The sequence below is a fragment of the Occallatibacter gabretensis genome (assembly GCF_001449115.1).
GTDB classification, from domain to species: domain Bacteria; phylum Acidobacteriota; class Terriglobia; order Terriglobales; family Acidobacteriaceae; genus Telmatobacter; species Telmatobacter gabretensis.
The window spans coordinates 385,387-403,965 of record NZ_LAIJ01000001.1; the positions used below are offsets into that span (position 1 = coordinate 385,387).

18 protein-coding genes are annotated in these 18,579 nt (G+C 58.6%); 11 read left to right on the forward strand and 7 right to left on the reverse strand.

Translation table 11 applies throughout. The features are described 5' to 3' along the window. The first annotated feature begins 30 nt into the window (after nucleotides 1-30). The 10 genes from shc (at nucleotide 31) to hpnE (ending at nucleotide 10,965) form a co-directional block, all read left to right on the forward strand. Entirely contained in the window at nucleotides 31-2,034 is a 2,004-nt protein-coding gene (gene shc / locus VO84_RS01580; RefSeq protein WP_058185512.1) for a squalene--hopene cyclase, read from the forward strand. Nucleotides 2,035-2,133: 99 nt separating this feature from the next. Further along, on the forward strand, nucleotides 2,134-3,249 hold the full coding sequence (hpnH, locus tag VO84_RS01585) for an adenosyl-hopene transferase HpnH (RefSeq protein WP_058185513.1): 1,116 nt from the start codon (nucleotides 2,134-2,136) through the stop codon (nucleotides 3,247-3,249). Continuing rightward, entirely contained in the window at nucleotides 3,246-3,674 is a 429-nt protein-coding gene (locus VO84_RS01590) for a hypothetical protein (RefSeq protein ID WP_058185514.1), read from the forward strand. Before hpnH ends, VO84_RS01590 begins: the two co-directional genes overlap by 4 nt. Before the next feature lie 9 nt (nucleotides 3,675-3,683). Then, the gene (gene hpnA, locus VO84_RS01595; protein ID WP_058185515.1) at nucleotides 3,684-4,700 is read left to right on the forward strand and encodes a hopanoid-associated sugar epimerase; all 1,017 of its coding nucleotides are present in this window, start codon (nucleotides 3,684-3,686) and stop codon (nucleotides 4,698-4,700) included. Beyond that, nucleotides 4,697-5,395: a phosphorylase family protein gene (locus VO84_RS01600; protein WP_058185516.1), complete on the forward strand. Its 699-nt coding sequence runs from the start codon at nucleotides 4,697-4,699 to the stop codon at nucleotides 5,393-5,395. Before hpnA ends, VO84_RS01600 begins: the two co-directional genes overlap by 4 nt. Next, nucleotides 5,395-6,525, forward strand: coding sequence for a zinc-dependent dehydrogenase (locus tag VO84_RS01605; protein ID WP_058185517.1), 1,131 nt, complete (start codon nucleotides 5,395-5,397; stop codon nucleotides 6,523-6,525). The genes VO84_RS01600 and VO84_RS01605 overlap by 1 nt, the downstream gene beginning before the upstream one ends. 7 nt (nucleotides 6,526-6,532) lie before the next feature. Beyond that, nucleotides 6,533-7,576 (forward strand): zinc-dependent alcohol dehydrogenase, encoded by a 1,044-nt coding sequence (locus VO84_RS01610; RefSeq protein WP_058185518.1) that lies wholly within the window; start codon nucleotides 6,533-6,535, stop codon nucleotides 7,574-7,576. Nucleotides 7,577-7,584: 8 nt separating this feature from the next. Beyond that, the gene (gene hpnC / locus VO84_RS01615; RefSeq protein WP_082661601.1) at nucleotides 7,585-8,595 is read left to right on the forward strand and encodes a squalene synthase HpnC; all 1,011 of its coding nucleotides are present in this window, start codon (nucleotides 7,585-7,587) and stop codon (nucleotides 8,593-8,595) included. After that, the gene (locus VO84_RS01620; RefSeq protein WP_058185519.1) at nucleotides 8,592-9,518 is read left to right on the forward strand and encodes a phytoene/squalene synthase family protein; all 927 of its coding nucleotides are present in this window, start codon (nucleotides 8,592-8,594) and stop codon (nucleotides 9,516-9,518) included. The genes hpnC and VO84_RS01620 overlap by 4 nt, the downstream gene beginning before the upstream one ends. Before the next feature lie 13 nt (nucleotides 9,519-9,531). After that, the gene (gene hpnE / locus VO84_RS01625) at nucleotides 9,532-10,965 is read left to right on the forward strand and encodes a hydroxysqualene dehydroxylase HpnE (protein ID WP_058185520.1); all 1,434 of its coding nucleotides are present in this window, start codon (nucleotides 9,532-9,534) and stop codon (nucleotides 10,963-10,965) included. Between the two features lie 18 nt (nucleotides 10,966-10,983). Here the strand turns inward: hpnE and VO84_RS01630 are convergent, their stop codons facing one another. The 6 genes from VO84_RS01630 to VO84_RS01655 form a co-directional block, all read right to left on the reverse strand. Beyond that, the gene (locus VO84_RS01630; protein WP_231737731.1) at nucleotides 10,984-11,382 is read right to left on the reverse strand and encodes an EamA family transporter; all 399 of its coding nucleotides are present in this window, start codon (nucleotides 11,380-11,382) and stop codon (nucleotides 10,984-10,986) included. Continuing rightward, complete coding sequence (locus tag VO84_RS01635) at nucleotides 11,379-11,819, reverse strand: DMT family transporter (protein WP_058185521.1); 441 nt, start codon at nucleotides 11,817-11,819, stop codon at nucleotides 11,379-11,381. Before VO84_RS01635 ends, VO84_RS01630 begins: the two co-directional genes overlap by 4 nt. A 116-nt stretch (nucleotides 11,820-11,935) precedes the next feature. Next, complete coding sequence (gene hpnJ, locus VO84_RS01640; protein WP_058185522.1) at nucleotides 11,936-13,408, reverse strand: hopanoid biosynthesis associated radical SAM protein HpnJ; 1,473 nt, start codon at nucleotides 13,406-13,408, stop codon at nucleotides 11,936-11,938. Between the two features lie 73 nt (nucleotides 13,409-13,481). Next, on the reverse strand, nucleotides 13,482-14,801 hold the full coding sequence (locus VO84_RS01645) for a TolC family protein (protein ID WP_058185523.1): 1,320 nt from the start codon (nucleotides 14,799-14,801) through the stop codon (nucleotides 13,482-13,484). 14 nt (nucleotides 14,802-14,815) lie between these two features. Further along, the gene (locus tag VO84_RS01650; protein WP_157439660.1) at nucleotides 14,816-15,781 is read right to left on the reverse strand and encodes a tetratricopeptide repeat protein; all 966 of its coding nucleotides are present in this window, start codon (nucleotides 15,779-15,781) and stop codon (nucleotides 14,816-14,818) included. Next, nucleotides 15,778-16,995: an efflux RND transporter periplasmic adaptor subunit gene (locus VO84_RS01655; RefSeq protein ID WP_197413855.1), complete on the reverse strand. Its 1,218-nt coding sequence runs from the start codon at nucleotides 16,993-16,995 to the stop codon at nucleotides 15,778-15,780. Before VO84_RS01655 ends, VO84_RS01650 begins: the two co-directional genes overlap by 4 nt. Before the next feature lie 267 nt (nucleotides 16,996-17,262). Between VO84_RS01655 and queF the strand changes: the two genes are divergently transcribed. After that, nucleotides 17,263-17,655 (forward strand): preQ(1) synthase, encoded by a 393-nt coding sequence (queF, locus tag VO84_RS01660; RefSeq protein WP_058185526.1) that lies wholly within the window; start codon nucleotides 17,263-17,265, stop codon nucleotides 17,653-17,655. A 37-nt stretch (nucleotides 17,656-17,692) separates the two neighbouring features. Here the strand turns inward: queF and VO84_RS01665 are convergent, their stop codons facing one another. Continuing rightward, complete coding sequence (locus VO84_RS01665) at nucleotides 17,693-18,409, reverse strand: hypothetical protein (protein ID WP_058185527.1); 717 nt, start codon at nucleotides 18,407-18,409, stop codon at nucleotides 17,693-17,695. Nucleotides 18,410-18,579 lie beyond the last annotated feature (170 nt).

The following is an 18,579-nucleotide window of genomic DNA, read 5'->3' on the forward strand; positions in this document are numbered from 1 at the left end:
CATCTTCCCCAGAGAGGGTTCCATAGACGTATGAGCATACAACAGGGGAAACAGCAATCATCCGTGCCAAAGTTCGGGCGCTTGGATGCGGACCTCGCGGATGTCGATGCGGCAATCGGTCGCTCCACAGACTATCTTCTCGGCAAGCAGCATCCGGATGGTTACTGGTGTGGCGAACTCGAAGCAGATTCCATGCTCGAAGCCGATTACATCTTCCTTCACGTGTTGCTCGAATCCGGAGATCCCGGCCGTCTCAAGCGTGCATTTACGGAAATGATGCGCTACCAGAACGAGGACGGAAGCTGGAGCATCTATCCCGGCGGTCCCGGCAACATCTCCCTTGCGGTTAAGTGTTATTTCTCGGCCAAGCTCATGGGCATGAGCGCAGACGCTCCAGAGCTCGCGAAGGCTCGCGAGTGGATTCTCGCTCACGGCGGCGTCACCGAGTGCAACACCTTCACCAAGATGTATCTCTGCGCTCTTGGCCAGTACGACTACGACGCCGTGCCTGCCATCCCGCCCGAGATCGTACTTTTTCCCAATTGGTTTTACTTCAACATCTACGAAATCTCATCTTGGTCACGGTCCATCCTGGTTCCGCTGGCCATCATCTACGCCAAAAAGCCCTTTAAAAAGGTTCCAGCGGAACAGGGAATCGATGAGCTCTTCGTCGGCGGACGTGTCAATGCCACACTGCGCCTTCGCATAGATCGCAAGCGCATTATCTCCTGGCGCAATTTTTTCCTTGTTCTTGACAGACTTATGCATCTCGCGGAAGCCGTCCATATTCGCCCATTGCGTTCGCTTGCTATCAAGCGTGCGGAGAAGTGGATGCTTGAGCGCCTCGAAATGACAGACGGCCTTGGCGCCATCTATCCAGCCATGATGAACGCCATCATCGCGCTGCGCTGCCTCGGCTATTCCGAAGATGATCCGCAGGTCATCCGCGCCCGCGATGAATTCGAGAAGCTCGGAATCGAAGAGCCGGCTAACGAAGCCCTGCCGGAAACTTTCCGTATGCAGCCCTGCATGTCGCCCGTCTGGGATACAGCGCAGACTCTCTTTGCACTCGGCGAAGCGGGTGTCTCGCGCACCGATCCCCGCCTGCTCAAAGCTGCTGACTGGCTGCTTTCAAAGGAAGTTCGCCACAAAGGTGACTGGGCAGTCAAAGTCCGCAACGCAGAACCCGGCGGCTGGTACTTCGAGTTCAATAACGAGTTCTATCCCGACACCGACGATACCGCGCAGGTGCTACTCGGCCTCAGCAAGGTCGATAATCCGCGCGAGCGTTATCAGATTCAGGTCGCTGAGCGTGCCATTGCCTGGGAGTTCGCCATGCAGTGCAAAAACGGCGGCTGGGGCAGCTTCGACAAAGACAATACGAAGATGATCTTCCAGTACATTCCTTTCGCGGATCACAATGCCATGCTCGATCCGCCAACGGCTGACATCACCGGACGCATGCTGGAGATGCTCGCCGCCTACGGCTACACTCGGGCCGATAAGCGCGTGCAGAAGGCTATTGATTTCATCTTCAAGGAGCAGGAATCGGACGGAAGCTGGTTCGGTCGCTGGGGCGTCAACTACCTCTATGGCACCTTCCTCGTCCTGCGCGGTCTTGAAGCCATCGGCATCGATCAGCACGAGCCGCAGATTCAGCAGGCCGCCGAGTGGATTCGTATGGTGCAGAATCCTGATGGTGGCTGGGGCGAAACCTGCGGTAGCTATGATGACCCCAACCTGCGTGGTTCCGGCGTCAGCACTCCTTCGCAGACGGCATGGGCGATTCTTGGCTTGCTCGCTGCAGGCGACGACCGCTCCGACTCCATCGCCAAAGGTGTCCGCTGGCTGTTAACTCGTCAGGAACAGGGCGGCGGCTGGGACGAATCGATGGGTGAGGGAAAACTTCGGCAGGCTATCATTACCGGAACAGGCTTCCCGCGCGTCTTTTATTTGGCTTATCACATGTATCGCCAGTACTTCCCGCTCATGGCGCTAACCACTTACAAGCGGGCTATGGAACGTGCTGCATAGCACCGGTTTGATCGCAGCGTAGTTTTGAAAGGGCACGGATTCAGCCGTGCCGAAAAGGCAAAAGTTAAGCGGGGCTTCAGCCCCTGAGGGAAACGAACAATGGCTGTACCGATCTCCCAGATGTGGACGGTTGCAAGTTACGTGCTCAAGCAGCGCTTTAAGGGGAACAAGCGTTACCCGCTCGTGCTCATGCTGGAGCCGCTCTTCCGTTGCAACCTGGCCTGCGCCGGCTGCGGCAAGGTCCAGTATCCGCCGCACATCCTCAAAAAGCAGCTCACCCCGGAAGAGTGCTTCGCCGCTGTCGACGAATGTGGCGCGCCCATGGTCTCCCTTCCCGGCGGCGAGCCGCTGCTCCATCCGCAGATCGTCGAGATCGTCAACGGCCTCATCGCCCGCAAGAAGTACATCTATCTCTGCACCAACGCGCTTGAGCTTAAAAAGCGCTTGCCTGAGTTCACGCCATCGAAGTACCTCACCTTCTCCGTGCACCTCGACGGCCAGCGTGAGCACCACGATTTCTCCGTCTGCCGCGAAGGCGGATGGGACCTCGCCGTTGAAGGCATTAAAGAAGCTGTCCAACGCGGTTTCCGCGTCACCACCAACGCCACCTTCTTTGATGGAACCGACCCCAACTCCGTCCGATCCTTCTTCGATGAAGTCATGGACATGGGCGTCGAAGGCATCGTCCTCTCGCCGGGCTACAGCTATGAGATGGCGCCTGATCAACACCGCTTCCTCGGCCGTGCCCGCGTGCGCCGCCTCTTCCGGGCCATTCTTTCCAACCGCAAAAAGTCGTGGAAGTTCAACATGTCGCCCTTGTTCCTCGAATTCCTCATGGGCGATCGCAAGTACGAGTGCACGCCATGGGGCTCGCCCGCCTACAACATCTTCGGCTGGCAAAAGCCCTGCTATCTCCTGCAGGACGGCTACGCTGACTCCTTCAAAGAGATGATGGAAACCACAAAGTTTGAAGAGTACGGCGTCGCCTCGGGAAATCCCAAGTGCGCCAACTGCATGGTCAGCTGTGGTTATGAGCCCACTGCGGTCATGGAAGGCTTCGGTTCTTTCAAAGGCTTCCTTGGCATGGTCCGCGGAACCTTCTCATCCTACAAAGACCCGCATGCCGCCAAGCTTCTCAGTGAATTCAAATCTGAAAGCCATGCGCCGCTCGTGCAGATTGAAACCGTCAAAGCATTCGAGGAGACCAACGCATGAGCGCAGAAGTCCTCAAATACAGCATGGACCAGATCGAGTCCATGGAAGTCGCTCCCGGCACAGAGCACGAAAAACTCGAAGGCTGGATTCCTGAGCTGGTCTCGGACGATGATCTCCGCAACGCGCTGGAAAAAGCCTTCGACTACCGTGGCGATGTCGCCATCACGCTCAAATCCGGCGAGCGCATTGACGCATTCATCTTCAATCGCCAAACTGGCGCCACGCTGTCCGACTCATACGTTCAGTATTTCACGCCCTCCGCACCCGACAAGCGCAAACTCAGCTACGCCCAAATTGCGCGCCTCGAGTTCTCCGGCCGCGACACCGCAGTCGGCAAGCGCTGGGAAGACTGGGTAGGCGCTTACAATGAGCGCAAAGCCGCCGGCGAAAAAAACATCGCACTGCACCCGGAGAAGCTCGACTAACTCCGCTCTATGAAAGTATTCATCACCGGCGCCACCGGCTTCGTAGGCCATCATGTAGCGAAGGCCCTCGCAGCCCAGGGCGCCGAACTTCTGTTTCTCGTCCGCAAATCAAGCAATCTCTCGAACCTCGAAGGTATCCCCGGCGAAACCATCGTAGGCGACCTGCTGAATCCAACCTCCTACGCCCCCGCGCTCGCCAACTGTGAAGCCGTCCTCCACGTCGCCGCGGACTACCGCCTCTGGATTCGCGATCCCGAAACCATGTACCGCGCCAACGTTGACGGTACCCGTGATCTCCTCCGTGCCGTCCATAAAGCAGGCGTCCGCCGCGTCGTCTACACCTCCTCCGTCGCCACCATGCACTTCCGCACAGACGGTGTAGTCGTCAACGAGGACACTCCCGTCTCCCTCGCCGACATGGTCGGCCACTACAAGCGTTCCAAGTTCCTTGCCGAGCAGCAGGCCATCGCAGCCGCGCAGGACGGCCAGCAAGTCATCATCCTCAATCCCACCACTCCCATTGGTCCCAACGATTCCAAGCCCACACCCACCGGACGCATCTTCGTCGACTTCCTCAACCGCAAATTTCCCGCCTACATGGACACTGGCCTCAATCTCGTCGATGTAGCCGAAGTCGCCAAAACCCACGTTGACGCGCTCACCCTCGGCACGTCCGGCCGCCGATATATCCTCGGTGGGGAAAATCTCACCCTCAAGCAGATCCTCGACAAGATGTCCGCCATCACTGGCATCCCATCACCGACGGTCAAAATACCCTTCGCAGTCGCTGCTACATATGCTTTCTTCGAGGAAACCATCACGGGCCGCATCCGCGGCAAAGACCCCCGCGCCACACTCGAAGAAGTCCGCATGGGCCGCAAAAAAATGTTCGCCTCCTCCGCCCGCGCCCAACAGGAACTCGGCTTCCGCATCGCACCCGTCTATCCCGCCATGCGCGCCGCAATCGATTGGTTCCAAACCCATGGTTTCGCTCCAAGGGTGCCCACTACGAAGGACACACAATGACCCGGGTCGCTATCCTCGCCGCCTTCCCCGGCGAACTCAAGCCCCTCGTCCGCGGCTGGCCGCATAGCGTCCGCGCCGGTGTCCACTTCTGGGCACAGCGCAATGAGGAAGAGGAATGGATTGCCGCCTGCGCCGGAGCCGGCCAGCCCGCAGTGACCCGCGCCTTCGCCGCCCTTGAAGACGGCGGCCCCATCGACCTCGTCTTTTCCATCGGCTGGGCGGGCGCGCTTCGCGACAATCTGCCCACTGGTTCGGCCCACAACGTCGCCGGCGTCATCGACATCCGCACCGGCGAGCGCTTCCGATGCGATGCGGAAGCTGGCAGTCTTTGGCTCGCCACCAGCCCCCGCGTCGCCGACGAAAAGGAAAAGCTCCGCCTCGCCTCTACTTACAATGCCGCTCTCGTCGATATGGAAGCTGCCGCCATCGCGCGTCTCGCCGCCATGCGGGGCGTCCCCTTTTACGCCATCAAGGGTGTCAGCGACTCGCTGCACGCAAAACTCCCTGATTTCAACCAATTCATCGCCGCCGACGGCCGTATGCTCACGGGCAAATTGATTATTCATGTTCTTCCGCGCCCCTGGCACTGGCCTGCACTCATCCAAATGGGCGAAAATAGTAAAAAGGCTGCGAGAAGCATCGCCGAAACATTGCACAGCTTTCTCGCCAAGCAGAACAACAGCGAAGTCACCTAATGCCCACTCAAGTCGCTAACTCCGAATCTCTCGTCACCGCGGCGCTATCCAGCACCATGCGCGCCGCCGTCTATCACAACATCAATGATGTCCGCCTCGAAACCGTCCCCGTGCCTTCCATTGGCCCCGGCGAGCTGCTCGTTCGCATCGCCACCTGCGGCGTCTGCGGAACTGATCTCAAGAAGATTCATCTCGGCTCCCACTCCGCGCCGCGTATCTTTGGGCACGAGATGGCAGGAACCATCGTCGCCGCCGGGAAAGGCGTTACAAAGTTCGCTCTCGGTCAGCGCGTCATGGTCTATCACCATGTCCCCTGCGGCCAGTGCTACTACTGCCGCAAGAACACCCCCGCGCAGTGCCCGCTGTACAAGAAAACCGGAGCCACTGCGGGCTTCGAGGCCTCCGGCGGCGGCTTCGCCGAGTACATCCGCGTCATGGACTGGATCGTCGCCGGTGGTGGTGTTGTCGCCATCCCTGACGGCGTCCCCTTCGAGCAGGCCGCTTTCATTGAGCCCGTCAACACTGTCCTCAAAGGCGTCAAGCTGCTCAATCTTCGGCCGGACGATACCGTTCTCGTCATCGGCCAGGGCCCCATCGGCCTCATGCACGCCGTTCTTGCGCATCGTCTTGGCGCGCGCGTACTCACCTCGGACCTATATCCTGAACGCCATGCCATCGCCGCAGGCTTCGGTCTCACCAATCCCATCCACGCCGGTGAGGAGAACGTCGCCGATCGTGTCAAATCTGAGACTGAAGGCCGCGGAGCCGACGCTGTCGTCCTTGCCGTCGGCGGTAATGCACTGATCAAAACCGCCATGGACGCCTGCCGCATGGGGGGCCGCGTCATGCTCTTCGCACAGACCCAGCACGGGGAAGCTACCTTCGATCCCGGCGCAGTTTGCGTCGACGAAAAGACTCTTCTCGGCTCCTATTCATCCTCATTCGACATTGCCAATGAAGTCTCCGATCTCGTCTTCAATGGCTACCGCAATGGCTTCGATCTCACCCGGCTCATCTCCCATCGCTTCTCGCTCGAAGACGCCATCCAGGCTATCGATGTAGCCTCGCACCCCAAAGCTGATTCGATGAAGATTATGATTGAACCGGTACCGGGCAGAGGAGGAGAGTAGTCGCATCATGGCCTCCACCATGCAAGCCGCGGTTCTTCACGGGCGCGAAGACATTCGCATCGAGCAGGTTCCTGTGCCCAGCGCAGCCCCGGGCGAGCTCATCGTCCGTGTTGGCGCAGCGCTCACCTGCGGAACCGATCTCAAGGTCTTCCGCCGCGGCTATCATGCGCGCATGATCGTGCCGCCAGCACTCTTCGGTCATGAGCTTGCAGGAACCGTTGTCGAAGCCGGCCCCGGCATATCGGAGTTCAAGGCCGGCGACCGCGTAGTAGCGCTCAACTCCGCCCCCTGCGGCCAGTGCTACTTCTGTCTCCGCAGCCAGGAAAATCTCTGCGACGATCTTCTCTTCAACAACGGCGCTTACGCTGAATTCATCCGCATTCCCGCCCGCATCGTTGAAAAGAACACGCTGCATATCCCGGACCATGTCCCGTTCGAACACGCCGCACTCACGGAGCCTCTAGCCTGCGCCGTACACGGCTTCGTCGATTCGCAGGCCCGCGCCGGAGACACTGTTGCCGTCATCGGCGGCGGTCCGCTCGGCCTCATGATTCTCCACGTCGCCGCCCTCTCCGGTTGTGAAGCCATCGCTCTTGTCCGCCATCCCGGCCAGGCAGAGGCTGCAAAGCAGCTCGGCGCGGCGCACGTCGTACAGACTCGTACCATCCGCCAAGCCATCAAGCAGACTCGCACCCTCACGCCCAACAATCGCGGCGTGGATATCGCCATTGAGGCCGTCGGCGTCCCTGAGGCCTGGGAGGAAGCCATTGAGCTCGTCCGCAAAGGCGGCATCGTCAACTTCTTCGGCGGTCCGCCCGCAGATTCCCGCGTCTCGCTCGATACCAACCGCATCCATTACAACGACATCACCATGCGCGCCACCTTCCACCACACTCCCGCCATCTGCCGTCGCTCGCTCGAACTCATCGCCAGCGGCCGCTTCCAGGCCGGAGCCTTCATCACAGGCCACGCGCATCTCTACGAGCTCAACCGCGTCTTTGAAAAGCTCATGAACCGCAACGGCGAAATCAAAACCGTCATTGTTCCATGAGGCCACAAATGCCCACCGCCACCCACGTCACAGATAACAGCGCTCTCTCCAACGATGAGCTGATCGAGCAAGGCTGGGCCGCACTTCCGCCTTCGTATCGAATTCCCGACACTGCGCCCACTCTGCCCGAAGCACAGGCATACTGCAAGGAACTCGCCGAGTCGCACTACGAAAACTTCCACGTCGCCTCATGGTTCCTGCCCAAAGCCCTGCGCCCGCACTTCCATTCCATCTACGCGTATTGCCGCATCTCAGATGATCTCGGTGATGAAGTTCCCAACGCAGCGCAGGCCCTCGCGCTCCTTGATCTCTGGGGCCGCGAGCTTGATGCTTGTTATGAAGGCCACGCGCGGCATCCTGTCTTCGTCGCGCTCGCGGAAACCATCCGTATCTGCTCCATTCCCAAAGAACCCTTCGCGGATCTTCTCGTCGCCTTCCGTCAGGATCAGACCGTCAAACGCTTCGTCACCATCGACGACGTGCACGCCTACTGCCGCTTTTCTGCTAACCCCGTCGGCCGGCTCGTCCTTTACGCCTCCGGTGAAGTTACGCCCGCAACGCAGGAAGAATTCTTCCGTCTCTCTGACGCCACCTGCACCGCCCTCCAGCTCGCCAATTTCTGGCAGGACGTAAGCGTCGACTGGCTCAAAGGGCGCGTTTACTTCCCGCAGGCTGACATGCAGAAATTCGGCGTTACGGATGCAGCGATTGAGGAGGGAATTGCCACGCCCGAATTCCGTGCTCTTCTCAAGTACGAAGTTGATTCCGCGCGCAGCCTTTTTGAGCAAGGCATGCGGCTTATCGACAAGGTCAACCGCGATCTCGCGCTCGATCTCGATCTTTTCAACCGCGGCGGTCTCGAAATCCTTCGCGTCATCGAGCAGCGCAACTACGATGTGCTCAGCGCCCGTCCCGCCATCAGCAAAGCCACCAAGCTGCAGCTTGCGCTACGCGCCGTCAGCGGCAAGCTCCTGCCATTTCTGCGTCGCAGCCCCGCCCGGGCAGGGAAGGCTGCTTGACCTCTTCAGACTCGACGCAGGCGCTCACACTTGAGAGCGCCTATGCCATCTGCTGTGCTATCGCAAAGCGCGAGGCCAAGAATTTCTATTACTCTTTCGTCGCCCTGCCTGCTCCGCGCCGCAACGCCATCTGCGCCATCTACGCCTTCATGCGCAAGGCCGATGATCTGTCTGACGATGAATCCCTCCCGCGTGACGAGCGTCGCCACAATCTCGACACGTGGCTCGCTGGCTGGCGCACTGCCGCAAGCGGCCAACCTACAGCCGACCCCGTCTTCTTTGCCGTTCGCGATGCCGTGCAGCGCTTCAACATCCCACTCGCACTCCTCGACGAACTCGTTGCCGGCACCACCATGGATCTCGAAAATGCGCACAGCGATGCGCCCGACACCTATGCCACCTTCAGCGATCTCTATCGCTACTGCTATCTCGTCGCCTCGGTCGTAGGTCTCGTCTGCATCCGCATCTTCGGTTACACCGATCCGCGCGCCGAAAAGCTCGCCGAAGAAACCGGCATTGCATTCCAGCTCACCAACATTCTCCGCGACGTTCAGGAAGACGCCGAGCGCAACCGCGTCTATCTTCCCATTGAAGATCTCACTCGTCACGGTGTCCCGCTCGACTCGCTTTTACAGCGCTCTCCCTCCACGCCGCTAACGACAAACGAGCGTGCCCTTCTTGCTGAAATCGCACAGCGCGCCGAAAATTACTACAAGTCCGCGCAACAGCTTCTGCCGCTCATCGACCGTGAAAGCCGCCCCGCACTCTGGGTTCTCGTCAGTATTTATCACTCGCTGCTGAGGCGCATCGAATCCGCCAACTACGATGTCTTTTCGCATCGCGCCAGTGTGCCCACCGCGCAAAAGCTCGGCATTCTCGGCCTTGGCATGGCCCGTATGGGCGCCGCAAGGCTCGGTCTGTAATCCTATCTCGTAGATGACTCCCACTCCGCCCGCAAATCCGAAGACAGTAGCCGTCATCGGCGGCGGTGTTGCCGGCATGAGCGCAGCCTGCGCTCTCGCTGAAGGCGGACTCAAGGTCATTCTCGTCGAGAGAAGAAACTATCTCGGCGGCCGCGCCTCATCCTATCTGCATCCCGGCGTCAATGAAGTCATCGACAACTGCGAGCACGCGCTGATCGGTGCCTACACCAATCTGCGCGGCTTCTATCGCCGGATCGGCGTCGAAGACAAGATTCATTGGTCACCGAATATCACTATGATTGAGCCCGATGGTCATCGCACGATCTTGGGACCCTCGCCTTTGCCTGCGCCTCTGCATGGCCTGCCCCGGCTGCTGGCCGCACATGCATTTTCATTCGCAGACAAGCTAGCCTTGGCGCGCGCATTCACAGCAATGCTGCGGCCTGTTCCGGCGGACTCAAAGGAAAATCTCGCCGAGTGGCTCAAGCGTCATGGGCAGACGAAAGGCGCAATCGAGCGCTTCTGGAAGCTCGTCATCGCAAGCGCACTCAATTCCGATCTCGACAGGATTTCCGTTCAGTACGCGACAATGGTCATTCGCGGCCTGTTCATGGATTCACCAGAAGCAGGCATGATGGGCGCAAGCACGGTGCCACTCAGCGATCTTCACAAAAGCGCCGAGCAGTTTCTCAACGCACACGGCTCCAGTGTCCTATACAACACCAACGTCGAATCGCTTGAATGGGACGAAGAAACATCGACCTGGACAATCCACACCCGCAATAGCCCGCTTATAGCCGACCACGTCATCCTCGCACTCCCATTCGAGGCACTCAGCACGCTCCTGCCCAACATGCCTCCGGCAAAAGGTGTGGAAACGCTTGCAGATCAAATCGCGCAGCATGAACACTGGCCTATCTGTAGCGTGCATCTCTGGTTTGACCGCGAGATCACCGAGCTTGAAAGCGCGGTACTTCTAGATCGTGAGATTCACTGGCTCTATAACAAAGGCCTCATGCAGCCATGGAGCAAAGTGAAAGGAAGTTACATCGAGCTAGTCATCAGCGCCTCGCACTCTTTCGCTGCGCTTGAGCGCAAAGAAGCCATCGACCTCGCAGTAAGCGAACTCAAGGAATTCTTTCCCGCCGCTCGCGAAGCCAAACTCGAAAAAGCCGCCCTCATCAAGGAAGTCCGCGCCACCTTCGGCGTACCACCCGGGATCGACCAAGCGCGCCCGAATGAAATCTCGCCATGGCCAAACTGCTACCTCGCCGGCGACTGGATCGCCACCGGCTGGCCCTCCACCATGGAAAGCGCCGCCCGCGCCGGCCATCAAGCAGCCGAAACTCTCAGCAATACAATGGGAAATCGATCGAAGTATCTGGAAGCAGATATTAAGCCCCGAGGCCTGATGTCCGTACTGAACAAGCTAGTAGCTAAGAGCTAAAAGCTATCAGCTGCTCTTTCAGTGCGCCAGAAAATACATTCCGATGCACACCAGCACCGCTGCGGTCCATCTGCGCTTATCCACGTTCTCATGCAGAAAGAACTTCCCGGCAATCGCATTCGTGACCAGCGTCAGCGAGGCCGAAGCCGGCGCTACCAAACTCAGGTTCAGATGGTTCAGCGCAAAGAGCAGAGAGAAAAACGCCAGCGCCAGAAAACCTACGCCCGCAAAGAATAGCGGGCAAGTCACCACGGCGCGAATCGCACCCGCCATTCCCGACTTCGCGCGAATCTCATCCAGGTCGCCAATTGACTTCATCGCCGCCGCAGTCAGCACTTCGCCGGCAGTCGATGCCAGCACGATAGCTGAAATCATCCCTGTGGCCGTCCACGGCCCGGTCGTTGAGGCAAGCATCATCGCACTGCCTCCTCTTCTTCTATCGCCGCATCTTTCGCCGCAGGCCGCTCCGTCACCGCCGGCCCCTGCGCCACAAATCCCACGCCCACCGTAATTAAAGCAATTCCAGCCCATCGTTGCCATGAAATAGCTTCATGCAGCCAGAACTTCGATAGCACAGCCACAATCACATTCCCAAACGCAGTAGCCGGCAGCACAAACGTCAAATCCGCCCATGACAATGCCGTCAGATAACTCGCAAAAAATCCAATCAACAGCGCAATCCCCGCCGCCACCCATGGCGTAAACACAGCGGTAATCAGCGTCCCAGGATGCTCCAGCGAAATCGCCGGCATCTTGCTCATCCCGCGCGACAGGCAAGCGTCCCCAAGTGGTGCGCACAGCGCCACCAGTCCCAGAATTGACCATTGGTGCGGAGTAAGTTTGGCCTGAGTCATCAACGAAATTAACAGTCCTGATTCATTGGATTCATCGGAAGGGAATTGGAATCAGTACAAAATGCAACGGAAGGAAGCGCTTCTGCGCCGCCCTCCGTTGAGGTTTCCGAGTCTGTTTACGCTCCGGCGCCAGCCGTGGCTGGAGGCTTCGTCTGCCCTGCACGCGCTTCCTTCACAGCCTTGTTGCGCTGCGCACGCAACTTCAGGAACGCCTTTGCCTCCACATACAGGCGGGGCACGTCACGGTTGATAACCGCCTTCCAGATCACCCGGAAGGCCGCCCTCGGACGGAAGTAGTACTCGTCGTAGAAGCGGTGAACCATCTCCATCACGTAGTCGACGGGCAGGCCGGGATATTCGATGTGCGCCATCTGGTGGCCGCCGCCGTCTTCCATACGTTCATTGGTGATAAAACCGTTGGTCTTGGCGAAATCGTAAAACTCCGTGCCTGGATACGCGTGCGCAACGGACACCTGAATCGTCTCGCAGTCCAGCGTCTTGGCAAAGTTGATCGTGTTGCGGATCGACTCCTTCGTCTCGCCCGGCAGGCCAAGAATAAAGTCGCCGTGGACCACCAGGCCCAGGTCGTTGCAGTCCTTCGCAAACGCCCGTGCCCGCTCCACAGTCGCGCCCTTTTTAATGTTCTTCAGAATCTGCGGATCGCCGGACTCAAAGCCCACAATCAGCAGCCGGCAGCCCGCGTCCTTCATCGCCTTCAGCGTCTCACGATCCGTCGTCACGCGGCTCGTGCAGCTCCACGTCAGCCCCAGCGGCTTCAGCTTCGCGCAAAGCTCAACCGTGCGCTGCTTCTGAATGTTGAACGTGTCATCGTCAAAGAAGAACTCCTTCACTTCAGGAAAATTCTCCTTCGCCCACTTCATCTCGGCAGCCACGTCGTCGCTGGAGCGCTTGCGCCACGCATGTCCGCTCAGTGTCTGCGGCCACAGGCAGAAGGTGCACTGCGCCGGGCAGCCGCGCGTCGAGTACAGCGAAATATACGGATGCAGCAGGAACGGCACGTTGTAGCGCGTCACATCCATATCGCGCTTGTAGATCTTCGTTGCCCACGGCATCGCGTCCAGGTCTTCCACCTGCGGACGGTCGGGGTTATGCACCACCTTGCCGTTCAGCTTGTAGCTGATGCCCAGGATCTCATTCAGCGGCTTGCCGTTCGCGTACTCCACAACGGAGTAGTCGAACTCGCGCCGGCAGATAAAGTCCAGTGCCGAGCACTCATTCAAAGCCCTGTCCGGGTCAGTCGTCACCGGCGGTCCCACAAACGCCACGCGGATCGAGGGATTCGCCGCCTTGATTGTCTCGGCCAGCCGCTGATCGCCCTCCCATCCCACGGTCGAAGTAAAGAGCACAAGGAACTCATAGCCCTTGGCAATCTCGATCGTCTCGTCTGCGGAGATGTGATGCGGCGGCGCGTCCAGCAGGCGCGAGCCTTCCAGCATTCCAGCGGGGTACGCCAGCCAAACCGGGTACCAGTACGACTCAATCTCACGCGTCGCCGGCCAACGCGAGCTCGCGCCGCCATCGAAATTCTCGAAGGACGGCGGATTCAAAAGCAGTGTCTTCAAAGGCATAGACATTCCTTCATTTTACCATTTAGTCACTTATTGGCAGCACGGAGTGGCACCCAAATGGACATATTCCGGGTTACTTCGCATGCACCTCATTGAGCCAGTCTTCCATATGTCCAAGAGCCCGCAGCAGTTCCAGCCGCGCCTTGGCCAATTCGAACTCCGATTCCAGCGAATCCAGATATTTTTGCCGTTCATCAATCCGCGCCTGTTGCCCAGCCTTAGGCGAAAGCTGCGGCTGCCCGCTGCCACCGTTGCCGTTCTCCAGTTGCGTCTCAACCGTCTTCAACTGGTCAGCAGCAATCTGCTGTTTGAGACCAGCAATCTCCGCCTGCGCATCCAGCTCCCGCAACGTTCCGGTAAGCTGCGTAATCTGCAAATCATTCTGGTGCTCAGCCTGATCCGCCTCCACCCGCGCTCGCAGAGCCTCTGCAGCGGTTTCACGAGACTTCGCACGATGAACCATATCCAGCAGCGGTACAGACACATTGATTCCTGAAGCAAAATTGTTTGCCGGCAAGTCTTGAGCGAAATATGCGTTGACATCGTTCAGGAGCGAAGTATTGCGGTTGTACTGAGCAAAAAAGCTCAACTGCGGATAGTAATTGGATTCTTTGTCACCTTTGGCTTGTCGTTCGCGTGAGAGCGCGAGCTGCCGGGCCGATTCGATTCCAGGCAGCGTACGCACAGGCATATTGCCACGGACCGCAGGAATCTCCGGAATGCTCGCATGATCGGGTGAAATTGATCCATCCGGCAGCCCTGTCAGCGTAGCAAGCTGCTTGGCAAGCGTTGCCGCACGTGTCTCCAAGTGCAGCCTTGCCAATTTCAAAGTGGCAGCTGTCAGCTTAGCCTGCAGCGACTCGCTCAGCGGATCTACGCCCGCCTCCGCGCGTTGCTGTTCAATTTCAACCAACCGCTCCGCAAGCGTCTGTTGTTGCCGCGCCGCCTCTAACTCATGGTTTACCGAGTCCAGCTCAAGATAAGCGCTGGAAGCCTCCAATGCTGCCTCTTCGCGAGTGTCCTTAAGCCGCGCTATTGCTGCATTCAAACCCGAGCGCGCTGAATCGATGTAGTGTTTCTGCGGAAAACTGAAAATGAGCGATTGGATCGTAAAGCTGTAAATAGATGGTGGCTGCCCTGTGAATCCAACCTCTGGAAACACCGGAATGCCGGTACCGAATTGAATCGTCGGAATGACAGCATCCTTAGTTTCTGACAATGCCGCGCGGCCCTTATCCACATCAGCCGCGGCAATCTTTACGGCGCTCGAGTTCTTTTGCGCCAGGTCCACCACTGTCCTCAGTGAAACCTGCGCCGCGCCGTGCACCGGCGAAAACAATCCCGCCGCCATCAGCAGACAAGCAGCCAGCGCCGTATAGTTCGTACTCTTCACTCGTTGTCTTCCCGTCAAAATTTCAAATCCAGCGCCGGCTTGTACTCTTTCGCCAGCGCCAGCGCGGCATCGCGCTCCCGTTTCGCCGTCGCCGTATCACCCATCTTCGCGGCAACACGCGCCCGCTGCACATGCGCCGTAAACGCCGGAGCCTCCTCAGTCTTCATCGGGCTCGCAAGGTACGCATCCAGCATCTTCGCTGCCAACGCCAGGTTGCGGTTCGCTTTGATCAGCACAGATGCTCCGTTATTCAGCGCCACCGCAGCATGTTTCTCCTGCTGTGCCAGGCTCCAGCCCTTCTGTACCGCCGCATCCATCTCATCCAATCGCTGCCGCCGCCGCAGATAGCTTGCCAGCGTGATCCACTGAAAGGCCGGCTGCGCGCTCGCCGCAATCGCCGCATGAAACTCACGCTCCGCAGTCGCGTAATCCTTGTTTCCTTCCGCAATCCGCGCCCGCAGCTCATGCGCCCGTGCCGGGTCCACCTTATCCAGTTGCGCCGCCACACCCTGCGCCTTGTCCATGCCGCCGCCCACCACGCCCGGAGCCGAGCTGTAAAACTCGCCCAGGTCCGCCAGCGCCTCCGCATTGCGCGGATTCAGTTGCGTCGCCTGCTCAAACTCCTCCCGCGTGCGCTTTGCCAATCCGTAAGCGCTCACAAAAGATGCTCGACTCGCCTTCTCGCCCAATGCCCGTCCCAGCCACATGTGATAGTCGGAGTTCTGTCCCTCCGCCTCCACGGCCTGCTGGCACTCTCTCACTGCGGTATCAAAATTTTCCAATATAAAGTAAACGCGGCAGCGCAGATTATGCGCCTCAGCACTCGCAGATTCATCCGCTGGCAGCCCCGCCAGAAGCGACAACGCCTGATCCGCCTCGCCTTGCTGCAGGGCGGTATTTATCCCATCCAGAGGGCCATGCTGTGCCTGCGTCCGCGCGCCTAGCAGGAGGGCCAGCGCCATTGCTGCCAGCACCCTCACTGCGCTTCCTTCACAGGAACGCCTTCCTGCAGCGGCTGTCCGTTAATCGTTCCCGTTGCCACAGTATCTCCAGCATTCAGGCCGGAGAGAACCGCCACCTGCGTCTGCGTAATCGTGCCTGTTACCACAGGCGTGCGCTTCAGTTCATCGTTCACCACGCGATACACAAACTCTTGGCCCTGCTCCATCCGCAGCGCCTCTCGCGGAATACTCAGAATATTTGCCTGGCTCGACGTCGTCACCGTCACCGTCACATTCGTATCCGGCAGTAACTCGCCATCAGAGTTATCCAGGGCCACCAGCACTTCGCCCACATTGCGCGTCCCAGAGCTTGTCACCGTTGAGGGTACACGCTCAATGTGTCCGGTCCATGTATGTCCCAGCCGCGCTTCCCACTTCACTACCACCTTTTGGCTTTCAGCCAGGCGTCCCAGGTCCGGCTCGTCAAAGAACGCCCGTACCCGCATCTGCCGCGGATTGGCAATCTGCATCATCAGCTTGCCGGCTTCCACAAACGATGTGGGTTGCACATCCAGGCTGTAAACCGTTCCAGCTACCGGAGCGCGCACCGTCATCTTGTCTTCGGTGTCTCGAGCCGCAGCAAGGTTGGCTTGCGCGTCTGCAAGCGCCGTCCGCGCTCGCTCCACCTCCGCAGCCGAATACCGGCTCCGCGAGCTCGACTCCGCCGCATCCAGCGTGGCTGCGGCACTTGCTAACCTCTGCTTCGCTCCAGAAACCTCGCTAGCGCTAGCCGCGCCCGTAGCCTGCAGCTTCACTAGCGCATTCAGGTCGCGCTCTGCCTGGTCGTGGTCCAGTTTGGCTCGTGCAATATCCGCCGCTGAGGCCTGCTGCTGTTCCTGGGTTCCGTTGTGAGTCGCCGCTTCCAGTGTCGCCTGTGCCGCCCCCACGCCGCTTTCAGCAGTGGCCACCCGTGCCCGCGTGTCCACATCGTTCAGCACTGCCAACACTTTGCCGGCTTCCACCGTGTCGCCAGCCCGCACATAGACGGCCCGCACAGTCGTTGTCACCGGAGCGTGAATCTCGTGATTATCCTCCGGCTCAACGCGCCCATTCGTGCTCAGCACGCTCACCAGCTCCTGCCGGCTCACCTGCATCACGCGAACCTGCAGCCGTTCCCGTGTCAGCGAGCGAACGGCAAAGAAAACCACTACCACCAAGATGGCCGCGCCCACCCAAATCCAGGGCCAGCTCAATTGCTTTCTTTCCTGTGCCATGCACCTAACCTGAGTCAGTATATCTGAGTAGCCAATGCGCCTTTAGGTCGCACAAAAATGTGGACTTGTTCCCAGATGAGGCTCTTTTTCTCCTCGGTTGCCGGGCTGGGAGATAAGGGAAAAATAAGGAAAGGACTTGGCATTGCCTTGGGACCGAAAATTTCGAGACTGCCAAGGGAAGCCCACAGATATAAAAGACGGCCAGAGCGGATATTCGCTGCGTGCAATGGCAAATACAATGGAACTATGTCCGCAGAACCTCGCTATACCGACGATCACGCCAAAGCCGGCCTCGACTTCCAGTTTCCAGCCATCGAAACCTGGCGCAACCAGTTTCCCGGCTACGAGATCGAAATCGACGACCCCGAACTGACCAGCGTCTGCCCCAAAACCGGCCTGCCCGACTTCGGCATCCTCACCATCCGCTACATGCCCCGCGAGCGCTGCCTGGAGCTCAAGTCTCTCAAGGAATACCTCTACAGCTACCGCAACCTCGGCATCTTCCAGGAAAACATCGTCAATCAGGTCTTGAACGACATCGTCAAAGCCACCGACCCCGTCTGGGCTGTAGTCAAAGGCGTCTTCCGCCCCCGCGGCGGTATCGCCACCACCGTAGAAGCCCGCTGGCCCCGCCCGTAATCCCTATCACAATTTATTCTCAAAAATGCGGAGGGTTTCATGGCGCAACGCTGCCGTCCGCCGTGGAACTATCTACCAGCGGCTCCTGCGCCTTCACCTTGTCCAGCGACACAATCGCAAGCGCGATAAAGAGCAGCAATAATGGCGCATTGCCTGCAATAGTTGCAATCATCCCAACAGCAGCTCTTTCAAAATTAGAGTCAACCTTGATGTTGTGTCGGAATGTTTCGTAGAGAAAACCGAGGATCGTGCTCGTCGCAGCAGCAAGCATTCCCATCCATCTTGCCGTCGCCTTCTGCATCGACGAAATCCCCGTGTTCTCTGGAGGCAGCAAAAGTCGTACTGCTACAGGGGCAATAATCCATGCAGCTGCAATAACACCCACCATGCCCAAGCCCCAGGTCAGATACCAAATGCTGATGTGCAGATAGTTGCAAAGACCCATGACAGGTGGAATGGTCGTCAGTAATCCAAGAGAAGCCCCTGCAGCCATGCAAACGCTGAACTTCACTCCAAACCAGAGAATCCGCCGCCACTGGTGCAGACTCACGATGGCCACCTGACCAGTATTCGGAGTTTGACCTTCAAGAATCATCCATGTAAGCCGCACTGTAATCACGAAGGCAAATGTGACTAGGCAAACATTCGTGAGTCGCGTGGCGGATTCAATCGGTGCCGTGAACAATAACGCTTTGTGCATTGCAGCCGGGTTATAAGTCTGCGATTCGCCGCCGAGCACGGAATGGGTGGTCATAGCCCAAGTAGCAATTCTTCGGGCTGCCGACGACTCAAGCCGCTCAGCACAAACATGCAGATATCAGCGCACAAATAAGGCATCCACAATATAGGGTAATCCCGGAAAAGCTCCGCGGTCTTGCGCCATAACTCTTTCATTTGGTGCTAATGGTACTACGCCACGCATTG